This window comes from Ruegeria sp. BHSA123 (genome assembly GCF_059613425.1).
In genome coordinates this window covers 1-11,622 of record NZ_JBXWSL010000074.1, presented here as the reverse complement: position 1 = coordinate 11,622, position 11,622 = coordinate 1, and the positions used below count along the sequence as shown (strand labels likewise).

The 11,622-nt window shown below is 52.1% G+C and carries 8 protein-coding genes; 2 read left to right on the top strand and 6 right to left on the bottom strand.

Features of this window, described 5'->3' with window-relative positions:
* Positions 1–336: 336 nt before the first annotated feature.
* Positions 337–1,869 (bottom strand): phospholipase D family protein, encoded by a 1,533-nt coding sequence (locus AC2FNC_RS18330; protein WP_496716187.1) that lies wholly within the window; start codon positions 1,867–1,869, stop codon positions 337–339.
* A 194-nt stretch (positions 1,870–2,063) separates the two neighbouring features.
* On the opposite strand from AC2FNC_RS18330, the gene AC2FNC_RS18325 reads away from it, so the two are divergent.
* The gene (locus AC2FNC_RS18325; protein WP_496716186.1) at positions 2,064–3,245 is read left to right on the top strand and encodes an adenylate/guanylate cyclase domain-containing protein; all 1,182 of its coding nucleotides are present in this window, start codon (positions 2,064–2,066) and stop codon (positions 3,243–3,245) included.
* A gap of 108 nt (positions 3,246–3,353) precedes the next feature.
* Here AC2FNC_RS18325 and AC2FNC_RS18320 read toward each other — a convergent pair whose 3' ends face one another.
* A complete protein-coding gene (locus AC2FNC_RS18320; protein ID WP_496716184.1) occupies positions 3,354–5,093 on the bottom strand; it encodes an adenylate/guanylate cyclase domain-containing protein in 1,740 nt (579 codons plus the stop codon).
* 260 nt (positions 5,094–5,353) lie between these two features.
* Positions 5,354–5,986, bottom strand: a complete 633-nt coding sequence (locus AC2FNC_RS18315; RefSeq protein ID WP_170465021.1) for a tyrosine-type recombinase/integrase — start codon at positions 5,984–5,986, stop codon at positions 5,354–5,356.
* 208 nt (positions 5,987–6,194) lie between these two features.
* Here AC2FNC_RS18315 and AC2FNC_RS18310 point away from each other — a divergent pair, with 208 nt between their 5' ends.
* A complete protein-coding gene (locus AC2FNC_RS18310) occupies positions 6,195–8,075 on the top strand; it encodes a tetratricopeptide repeat protein (RefSeq protein ID WP_496716183.1) in 1,881 nt (626 codons plus the stop codon).
* 326 nt (positions 8,076–8,401) lie between these two features.
* Here AC2FNC_RS18310 and AC2FNC_RS18305 read toward each other — a convergent pair whose 3' ends face one another.
* The 3 genes from AC2FNC_RS18305 to AC2FNC_RS18295 all read right to left on the bottom strand — a co-directional run bounded on the left by AC2FNC_RS18305 (position 8,402) and on the right by AC2FNC_RS18295 (position 11,339).
* Positions 8,402–9,259 (bottom strand): DUF302 domain-containing protein, encoded by an 858-nt coding sequence (locus AC2FNC_RS18305; protein ID WP_496716182.1) that lies wholly within the window; start codon positions 9,257–9,259, stop codon positions 8,402–8,404.
* Between the two features lie 16 nt (positions 9,260–9,275).
* Positions 9,276–9,650, bottom strand: a complete 375-nt coding sequence (locus AC2FNC_RS18300) for a DUF4345 domain-containing protein (protein WP_170382456.1) — start codon at positions 9,648–9,650, stop codon at positions 9,276–9,278.
* Between the two features lie 126 nt (positions 9,651–9,776).
* Entirely contained in the window at positions 9,777–11,339 is a 1,563-nt protein-coding gene (locus tag AC2FNC_RS18295) for an arylsulfatase (RefSeq protein ID WP_170443616.1), read from the bottom strand.
* Positions 11,340–11,622 lie beyond the last annotated feature (283 nt).

Below are 11,622 nucleotides of genomic sequence, written 5' to 3'. Positions count from 1 at the left end.
TAGACGCCGCCCAGCCTCCCGCGGCTTCCTCCTTGTCAGGTTATTCAACGCGGGCCGGGTTACACACGAACGCCAACGATGCGCCGCGGCCCGCATCGAAAAACCTTCGACTTTGCGGACATCTGACTGAACCGCTCAGATGTCTCAGAAGAGCCCATAGTGACCGATGCTGCGCGATCAATCGACGGCGGCTATGCACAGAAAGCAGACTTTGCAAATTCTTGCTATCGGACAATCCAAATGACAGGCTGGAAACGATCAACAGGCGTTTTCTACCCAAGGCTGCCGTTTTACAGGCCGTAGTTCTCTGGTCGTGTCGGCTATCTGCCAAAAAACCTAAAGCTGCGAACCAATTGGTAAAATACTCAGAAATCCAGCAACTATGTGATCCCAGGCCGATCCCGTCGGCTCGGATTGGTACTCAATTACGGTGCCGTCATCGCCTCTTGTCGTCCATTTAAGCTGACCAGCTTTCTCGAGCGTCACGTTATATGTGTATGCAGGTAGCGCGTCGTCCAAGGCACCCATGGTCTGTGTAGCCAATGCTGGCGAGTCAATCAGAATTCCCATCTCGGTGTTGATGTTGACAGATCGCGGGTCCCAGTTGAACGACCCTACGAACAAGTATCGGTCATCAACTGCAAACGCCTTGGAATGTAGACCTGACCTCGATTGCGCCCAATTGATACCGCGGCGTTGGATCTTATCGGCGTCCGGTCGCAGCTCATATAGTTCTACTCCACCGCGTAGAAGTGCACGGCGTTTCTTGGCGTAGTGCGCGTAGACGGGTGCGACGTCATTAGATGCAAGTGAATTGGTTACAACCTTTACGTCGACGCCGCGGCTTTCCAATTCGGTCAACCATTTCACACCGTTGTTGCGCGGCACAAAATAGGCAGAGACGATGTTCACCTCACTGCTGGCATTCTCAAAGTACGGAAGCAATTGAGATGCCAGAACGGGACCTGAGTTCTCGATACCGGCGGCTTTTGACGGCGGATCAGCATAAAGCTTCGCAGGCAGCCAATCCAGTGACAGGGCACCATCTGCGAAGTTCTCTTGTGCTGACTTTCTGAGAGCCGCGCCATACTGCGTTTGCTTCGCTTCATCGACCAGTTCGTTCAACCTGACTCGCGCATCACCAAGGTCAAATTCCTGAGGTTCTCCAACAACCACCCGAGCTGGTACGGCGAATTCGCTGTTCCAGTAAGAGTCAAAGCTTCGCGACACCTCGCGAACAACCGGGCCTGCGGCCAGAACATCCAGGTCAGCATAGTTCATTTCTTCCCGTGCGAGAAAATACTCGGCGCCGATGTTTCTCCCACCCACAATCGTGAACACGTTGTCTGCTGTCATTGACTTGTTGTGCATTCTGCGATTGATGCGTTTGAAGTCCGTCAGCCCCGCGATCAACAGGCTTTGATCTCGCCAAAAAGGATTGAACAACCTGATCTCAATATTTTTGTGATTGTCCAACGCGGCCGTCATCGCGTCATAACTGGACGTATCCATGTCATCCAGTAGCAATCGGATGCGAACACCCCGATCTGCCGCCTGCAAAAGACTGGCTGCAAAAAGGTGGCCCGTTGGGTCGTTGTGCAGCAGGTAGTATTGCGCGTCTATCGTTTGCTCAGCCGCAGCCGCTAACAGCAAACGTGAAACAAGCGCTTCTTCGCCGTCACTGATCAGCTTGACCCCCGACCGACCGTCTTTGGGATCGCCAAGCCGGTTGGCTGCCTGACTAAGAGCTGTGCGCGAGTTTGCCGGAAGTGAGGCCGATACCGTCTTTTCATAAGTGCGATTTTTTGGAGCGCAAGCAACAAGAGTCAGCGCACACCAAACACAAACCACAAACTTCCATCGCGTCATCAGCTTCCTCCATCCCCGTATCCTAGGTGACTACGCCGAGACGGGTGATTGCAAGTTTGTTCTGTGAAGCATGAGGTTGTTTCGCTTGTCGTTGTTGATTTGGTGAAACTCTCAACTGCCCCACGCAGGTATGTGATTTTGACGCAACCTCAATTCAAACGTACTCTACCAGCAGCCAAGCGCAAACGAGAACCATGTCTGATCCTGAACACAGAAATGACTCTGCCGCGGAACCTTCGCCGCATGCTGTGACCGACGGTATCGGCGTGGCAACGGAGGAGTTCAGAATTTCGATGCCAATCGGGATCGGAGCTGTCTTGGCTGCTCTGGCTTCTTTGGCCACTTGCTATTCCGGGATTTTGCTGACCTATTTGGTCGGCTACGAAGCGCTTTCCATAAACCCACATGTGCAAGCGGTGCTCATGTGGGTTTTCGCATTGTTGGCGGTTAGTTTCTTATGGAGAGATCGGAAACGGCATGCCAAGGAGCTTCCACTCGTCCTCGGTGGGATTGCTGCCCTCATCCTGATTGTCACTCTGTACTTCGGTTATGACGAACGCGTCGAAGCGCTCGCCTATGTGCTTTTGGTGATCGCGGCTTTGCTAAACCAGAACCTAATACTTGATGCTTTGAACCACACGGTTCGCAACCAGACACATGAAATAGAGGCATTGAACGAAAAACTGACCGAGAAAGTAAAGCGCCAGGAAGGCGAGATTGACAGGCTGGGGCGACTAAAACAATTCCTTGCTCCTCAGGTTGCGGAGCTTGTCGTAGAGGAAAACTCTGACGGGCTTCTTAAAACTCATCGTCAATACATCGCTTGCCTATTCTGCGACATCCGCAATTTCACGGCGATTTCCGAGGCGATTGAGCCAGAAGATGTCATTACGCTTCTCCAGCATTTCCACGATGAGGTTGGCCATTTAGTTGCACAACACAAGGGAACAATCGGATACCGAGCCGGAGACGGATTGATGGTGTTCTTCAATGATCCGGTTCCCTGCGATCAGCCCGTTCTGCAAGCCGTGCGGCTGGCTAAAGAAATAAGCGAAGCCTTCGAGGGAATACGTGCACACTGGCAGAAACTCGGGCACGCGATGGGTTTGGGTATTGGGATCAGTAGTGGTTACGCGACGCTTGGGCTTATCGGGTTTCATGGTCGCGCCGACTACACCGCAATCGGTGGAGTTGTGAACACCGCATCCAGGCTTTGCGACTTTGCCAGCGACGGGCAGATCCTTTTGAGCCAACGGGCGCTTCTAGACATAGAACAACATGTGGAGACCGAAGAACTGGGGGAACGGGAACTGAAGGGCATCGGAAGCCCTGTGCAGATTTTTCGCGTTATCAGTCTCTTTGATCAAGCAAAGTGATGCTCTCTCTTGTTAGGACTTCAATCGTTCTTTGTATTTTGAAGGTCCGCTTGGGGCTGCGAGCGATCAGTCATGCTCATCGCAGAAAATGTAGATTGCCCCAAACGGTCACTGCGGCACTCCGGCTTTTCGCAACCCCTCTACCAAATGTTCAAAGTAGTCTTGATTGTATCCAGGCAGGCTTTGGGCGACGAATGACAACGAGAATTCGGGCTTTAGAGCAAGAGCTTTGGAAACGGCTGTGCGGGCTTCATCTATCTTGTCCAGTTGGGCCAGCGCCGCTGCACGGAACAATTTTGGCCAGTATTCACGCTCGTTTTCTCTGGCAGCCTTGCCTGCCCATTGTTCTGAAAGCTCGTAGTTTTTCAATTGATAGTATGCCGATGCGTTGTTGACATAGAACGTCCACAATAGGGGATCGTTGGGACTTAATTTTATAGCCATCGCCACATGAGCCAGCGAGTCCTCCGCACGCCCCCCAGCTTTCAGGGCGAAAGCCATGCCGTGATGCGCAAGGGCAAAGTTTGGATTGAGCGTGATGGCCTTTTCCAGGCTGGCGATCCCGGAATCCGTATCTCCGGCAAGACAATACGCCCGGCCGAGGGCGTAATGGGTCAGCGCTTCGCGGTCATCCAACGCCTTTGCTTGTTTCGCTAATCGAATTGCGTTCGCCACTGTATCGGAAGATTCGTCGGCAATTCGCATTATGACGTCTGAGACGCCCACAAGAGCTTGGCCAGCGTACGCCAAGGCAAAATCCGGATCGGCCCGCGCAGCGGTCTCAAACAACTGGTGAGCCGTTTCATTGTCCTGCTTGGTAAAGCGATTCAGATGCCAATTTCCCCGTTGATACAGATCCCAAGCGTTGAGATTTGAAGTTGGCTTATGCTTCGCCCGGTCTTGCTCGGCGCCGCGTAGTTCTGAATCGATACTGCCAACGATTGTCTCGGTAATCTCGTCTTGCAGTGCAAAAATGTCATTGAGCTCCCGATCATAACGGTTGGCCCAAAGGTGATTGGAACTTTCGGCATCAATCAGCTGTGTGGTGATGCGAACCCGGTTTCCGGCTTTTCGGACGCTGCCTTCAAGCACGTAACGAACGCCAAGCTCTTGCGCCAACCGACGCACATCCACCGCCTTGCCCTTGTGAACAAACGTTGAGTTGCGGGCAATTACAAACAACCATCGAATGCGTGATAGCGCGGTGATTATGTCCTCGCTGACCCCATCCGCAAAATACTCCTGCTCGGGATCGCCGCTCATATTGTCAAAAGGCAAAACAGCAATCGATGGTTTTTCGGATGCCGGTTGCGTGCTGCCGTCGGCGATGGGTTCGATGGAGTCTTGTTCACTTGATGCGGACCAATGCCAGGCTCTCACCGATTGGGCAATGTTCTTCAGATTTTGCTCACCAAGATCTCTGAAGATCGGCCCGGTTTTAATGCGCACGGCTTGTTGGACAATGTCGGACACGCAAACGCCGCCGGGTTCTGCCAACGCTTCCAGCCGCGCAGCGATATTGACACCGTCGCCATAGATGTCGTCCCCATCAATAATAACATCACCGAGATTGATCCCGATGCGCAGGCGGATTGGGCCACCGCACTGCGCCAGCGCAGACTGGACATCTATTGCACAATTCACAGCATCCACGACACTGGCAAACTCCACCAGCGCACCATCACCCATCAACTTGATAATACGGCCGTTATGTTCGCTGACCGTCGGATCGAATGTTTCCAGTCGATGTGACTTCAAGCGTCCCAGCGTGCCTTCCTCGTCTTCTTCCATCAGTTTGGAAAAGCCAACAACATCGGCGGAAAGTATGGCGGTCAGCTTGCGGTCCAATTTCCGTTCCTCCACAAGGCAACGTTAGACCCGAAAGGGCGCAAAATCCATGCAGTACAGTTGATGATGGAGCGGCCGCTTTTGGCAAAAAGAAAACTAAGGCAAGGCTTGGCGAAGTCGGGCTGTGGCCGCTATCCCGCCTTGGTCACTTTGTCCGCACCGTCGAATGTGCAAAGTCTAAATGCGAATGTCCGGTTCGGGCTGATAGTTCTACTCTCGGGGTTCGCGCAAAAAAGGCCGCTCGAAAGCGGCCTGATGGATCACACCTCGGTGGCTTCCGCGATGGCGAGTGCGTCTTCGATGTCTACACCTAGGTAACGCACTGTACTGTCCATCTTGGTGTGACCAAGCAATAGCTGCACGGCTCGCAAGTTACCTGTTCTACGATAAATCTGCGCCACTTTTGTGCGTCGCATTGAATGGGTCCCATATTGGCTGGGATCAAGCCCAATCGAAGCGACCCATGACTGAACCAACCTCGCGTACTGACGCGTAGAAATATGCAGCCGATGCTGAAAACGCCCTGGCCACAAGTACTCGGATCTTTTCATTGCAGGTTGTTTCAGCCAATTCAAAAGCGAGTTTCGCGTACCACTACTAATTTCAAAACGAACGGGTATCTTTGTCTTGCTTTGGTTGACAGACGCGCGTTCCTTTACTTGTCCAGCGGCAAATACGTCTGCAACTTTAAGGCGAACAAGATCGCAACCACGGAGCTTACTATCTATTGCTAAATTGAAGAGTGCTAAGTTCCTATGATCTTCTGAAATTTCTAAGCGAACGCGTATTGCCCAGACATGCCTTGGCAAAAGCGGGCGCTTCTGGCCAATAACCCGACCTTTGTTCCACGCAGATCGGCCAACTCGAATGACGGGTAGATTTAAAGCTTGCATGACGAATACTCCACACCGCCACGCACCACCTCATCGCCCACACAGTGTCAGCGTCTATTGGTTACCATGCTTGGTCTCCGTCATGAAAAATCTGACTTTGTCGAAGCCTGACCGGCGCCTCAAATATGCGATTTGGTATAGGGCGAATAGCAGAACTATGGATTCAATAGATCAGGATGGATAATCTTGGGTCTAGGGGAGAACGGGAGTGGAACGCCGCCTTACCACTATCTTGAGTATTGACGTCGTGGGCTACTCGCGACTGATGGAACGCGATGAGGCAGCGACGCTGGCAGCACTAAAGTCGCATCGGTCTGAACTCATTGACCCCTTTGCGGCGAGTTATGGTGGCAAGACGATCAAATTGATAGGTGATGGTGCTCTACTGGAGTTCGAAAGCACCGTGCAGGCAATGAAATTTGCCGTTTCTGTTCAAAACGAAATGCTCTCTCGAAATTCGGACGTTCCAGATAGCGAACGAATTGTGTTTCGGATCGGCATCAATATCGGAGATGTGATTGCCGAGGATGGAGACATTTATGGTGATGGCGTCAATGTCGCCGCTCGACTTGAAGGCTTGGCTGAGCCCGGAGGTATTTGCATTCACCGCAGCGTAAGGGACCAGGTACAGGACAAGCTGGATCTGAATTTCGAGGATCTGGGTGAGACCGAAGTCAAAAACATAGAGAGACCAGTCCGAGCCTTCGAAATCGTTCTGGATGACAAGGCCAAGGCTTTGGCTATTTCAGAGCCAGTTGCGCATACGAAACCACACATGTCCAAGTGGGTGCCAACTCTAATCGGTGCAGCATGCATCTGTTTGGTGCTGGTTTCGGTCGTATGGTGGCGATCCAGAGATGTGGCACCCCTGACCGAACAAGAGGAGTTGGCGCTTGCCATCCCAGACGAACCGTCCATCGTCGTTTTGCCCTTTGAGAACCGCTCAACAATTGAAGAGGTCGGCTATCTGGCAGAAGGTTTTGGAACAGCAATCACGACGCAGCTTTCGAAGTTTCCACAGCTATTTGTGATTTCTGGTTCTACTTCGATTACCTTTGCGGACAGCTTGGTCAAACCGCGAGAAATTGGCCGAGAGCTCGGTGTGCGATATGTTTTGTCAGGTAGCGTTCAGAGCGTTGGCGAGAATATTTCGATTAACTCAACACTGATAGAGACAGAGTCGGGGCACGCTCTATGGTCGGAACAATATGACGTTGGCGTCGAAGAATTGTTTTCCGCTCAGGCCGACCTTATTCGGGAAATCGCATCCACCCTGAAAATAGTAGTTGAGGAAGAAGAAATCGCTTCGCTTAGGAAACGGCCAACCGATGATCTAGAAGCGTATGAACTTTTTCTAAGGGCTGTCGCCAAAAGCAAGCTGCTGAATACTGCGAGTCGGCAAGAGGCTATTGAACTTCTGGAACGAGCAATAGAGCTCGATCCAGACTACCTTTCTGCACATATTGAACTGAGCGGTCGCTATCTTAGCCTTTGGCGCTTTGGTGGGTCGGACGATCCAGAAACCGCGCTGAACAAAGCCCGCAGGCACGCACAGCGTGCGTTAGAACTGGATCAATCGGACTATCGCGTTCAACACCGCTTGGGCCAGCTACATTTGTTTGCAGACTACGATCATAAACTCGCGTACCAGGCATTTCAGCGGGCAATACGGGAGAACCCCAATGATCCTGAGGTCCTATATGGTATGGGCTTTTTAAGGTCGCTTATGGGTGAGCCAGCCGAAGCGATTGAGTGGAACAACAAGGCAAAAAAGGTCAATCCGCGTTATCCCGGCTGGTACAATTTTAACGCGGCCCTTTCTCATTTTCTAATCAGAGATTACGAAGAGGCAATTCTGCTGGCAAAAACCGGTATCTCAACTTATCCAAAGTCGCTTCCTCCGCGCCGAATCTTGGTCGCAACCCTTGCCGAAATGGGACGTCTGGAAGATGCACAGGTTGAAGCAACGAAATTACTCGAAATCCGGCCGGACTTCCGTGTTTCTACACACAGAAACACACCCTTTATGCATACTGAGGACCAGGACCGGTATTTTGGTGCGATGGTTGCTGGTGGATTGCCCGAATAGAAAGTTTTCATATCCCCGGATACTGGCTGTATGCGCGGTTTCCACTTTTGGTAGCATCGTTGCATGAACGGACCAATCCGCTCCTCGGGATCAACAAAGCTCGCTGATGAATGTCTGGTTTGGGCTGCGAGCGGTCATTTTCGTTCGGCATCCGACGGCAGCATTGTCCGCTTGTCGGGATTTGCAAAGTTCAGTTTGGAATGTCCGGCTAGGGCTGCCTCCAGACATAGGCACGGGAACCAGCGAAGGTCGACTGCGAGCCCAAAGTGGACAACGAAAAGATGGCCAATCGGTATAGGGTTTCTATTGCGGTTTCCTATCAGCGGCTACTCTATTGCGTTTTGAAATGTTGCGGTAAGCCGTTTGTTCAAACCGTGATGAGGTTCGGCTGAAGAACCGTAGTGCAACTCAGCCAAAGCAGCGATGTCATTGAAAATGACTACGGAGCCGCCTTCTTCATTCGCGTAAACCAATAGTTTTTGGCAAAAGGCATCCAAACCAATTGCCGGAAAGCCCGCCATAGCCACGCCACCGGGTGCTGGTCCGCCGAACAGTAAAAGTACCGCCTCCGGCAGGTCCACCCCCAGTTGGGACGCTTCGGTCGCAAAATCGATTTCACCGAACCAGACAGTATCGTCCTGCCCCATGACAGCTGTCCTGAGACGTTCGACTGCCTCTGGTACGCTGAGCAGAGTTTGCAGTTCGATGATCCCGTAGTCGGCAAACAATCCGTTGGTCGGCGCTGGTGTTGCATCCAAGTCGTTTAGAACTTCGAGCATCTTGCTCTGAAACGCACTCAACGAAGAAGCGTCCGTGAGCCCATGCCGGACTTTGAGAAATTGAGAGTCTGTGTAGGCGATCTGTGGACGACCATCCTGATCGAAGGAAAGAACGCGAAAAGGAAGGTCCAGACCTGCTCGCACGTTCTCTTTCAGAATGGGCGTGTTTATCTCTGGATCAGAGAAAAGGAGCACACGAGACGCTGGCATTTCTACACCTTCGACTTTGGCCAGTCGCGCGTGATCTATCGATGCGATTGGCGTAGCTCCCGCTTCTTCAACGGCAGTCTCAAGCACTAAGAAGTTTTCGTCCACCGCACTCTGGGCAGATGACGATTGTGCAAGAGCCGATGTCGAAATTGATGAAGTTGCAATCATCGAGAGAACAAAGAAAAACCTCAGCATCTTTTCACTTCCTGTTTCATCGTGCTTTTTTCAGTGAAACCGCCGCCAGAGCTGCAAAAGCTATCTCGGCCGCAAGGTAAAAGAGAAGTATCCCGTTCGGAACTCCATCGATAAGAATGCTTAGTATGCGTCCAACGGCCAGTCCCGACATAAACAAAAAAAGAACCCAAAGCGCCGGTCGTTGTAGATCTGGTTTCACCACGGCCGCTAACCAAAACAAAGCGTTTGCCAGGTAAAGTCCCATAATCGCACGGAAGACATGCGTCTGGTTCGTTCCTTCCACCGAAAATCCCAGCAAAACTGGGATCGAACTGCTTGGCATCAGACCGTATGATAACGCGATTGGCATGAGGCCGACGGCAGCAAGCAGAAGGACCAATCTAGCACTCATGGAGGACTCCGTCTCGTAGAGGTTTCGCTTTTTGCGAGATTCCTAGTCGGTTATTTTGGGCATCCGATGATCCGAGCCGGATGCCCACGCTGCGGTGGGAAAGGCGTATTGCTTGCCTAGCTTCCTCTACTGAGAGATGCCGCCTTCGGTTGATGTTTGTTCTTCAACATGGTCTTGATTGGCGACCGGCTTCCCGCGCGGAGGGAACTCCTCGAAAGTAGCGAGATGTGCCTGCACTAACCGGGCGGCTGGGCCGAATGCCCACATTTTCTCACCCATCCAGCGGACGTACATACCGCTTTCCTCCGCAGCTTTTTCGTAGGGATCGCGGCGGAGGTTGAAAAGCAAGGGGGCGACCAGTTCTTCCTTCGGGCCTGACCAGCCGTGGTTTTGAACGACAAAGTGCGCTTTCCAATCGTTGTAGCGTACTGCTTGGAGGTCCGTACCCTGATAGTAAATCAGCTCGCGGCGATTGCTCTCTTCGTCCTCACCGGTCAAGTAAGATAGTTGGTTGTAGCCATCCAAGTGTACTTTGTACCCTTCATAACCATCTAGGAGCTTTTCTCTTAAGTCTGTGGGGCCTCCCGCCGCGGCTACAAGTGTTGGCATCCAATCCATTCCGCTGAAGATACCGTTCAAAACCTGTCCTTCAGGAATTTTGCCCGGCCAGCGAATAATCGCGGGAACCCTGAAGCCACCTTCCCAGGTAGTACCCTTTTCCCCATGAAACGGCGTCGTACCGCCATCGGGCCACGTCAGTGTTTCTGGGCCATTGTCGGCGGTGAACATCACTATGGTATTATCGGCAACTCCCAGATCCTCAAGGTGGCTGAGAACGTTACCAACGTTGTTGTCCAACTCCTTCATGACAACATCCTGAAGTCCGCGCCCATTGCCCAACATAGCTTCGTATTCGGGGCTGAGGTGGGTCCAGACGTGTGCACGGGCTGGAGCCATCCAGACAAAAAACGGAGTGTCCGACTCTACTGCACGAGAAATGAAGTCCTTCGTGTAAGATGTCACTTCGTCATCCAAAGTCTTTTGGCGCTCAGGAGGCGCAGGCCCGTCATCAATAATGCGCTGCTTCCCGACTTTTCCAAATCGCGGGTCGACTGTTTCGTCTACTTCCTCTGTTGCAAATGAATGAATGATGTTGCGAGGCGCAAATTGCGCGTTGAATTCTGGGTCGTCTGGCCAATCCGGATCAGACGTATATTCCATAGCATTCAGGTGGTAGAGCCAACCCCAATACTCGTCGAAACCTTTTGTAGTCGGTAGGAACTCATTGAGGTCGCCTAGGTGGTTTTTTCCAAACTGTCCCGTCGTATACCCCAACTTTTTCAGGAACATCGGAAGCGTTGGGTCATCTGGGTTTAAACCTATCGGATCACCCGGCAGTCCAACCGTGTGCATACCAGTCCGTATTGGCAATTGTCCGGTCATGAAAGCTGATCGACCGGCAGTACAACTTGGCTCGGCATAATAATCTGTGAGACGAGCACCCTCTGACGAGAGACGATCCAAGTTCGGCGTCTCGATGCTTTTGACACCTCCGTGGTAAACGCCGACGCTCGCCCAACCTACGTCATCTGCCATGATGACAAGAATGTTGGGCGGGGTATGTTCGTCGGCCCAAGCTCCAGTGAAAGCAAAGCAGACGGCACCCGTTACTGAGATAAGCTTGTTCATTAAGACCTCCCGGCTTGGTACTACTTACCAACCATAGGAAAAACATCGGCTTAGAGGAACGGTCTGATTTGTTAACTTTTTGGGCTCAGCACCTTGGTGCAAGAAATTTCTTCGGCCGCAAAGTCCGCATCTCAGAGGGTGTAAAGCTCATAGTGAAGGTCCGCTTCGGGCTGATATTGTTGAAAAACAACGTGTTGCTGGCGCAGAGAGAGGCGTACCGAACTGAGCGCGAGTGCCTTTCTTGTCAGGCTTTGCTCGTTTGCTGCGGTGCGGGAAAGATCTT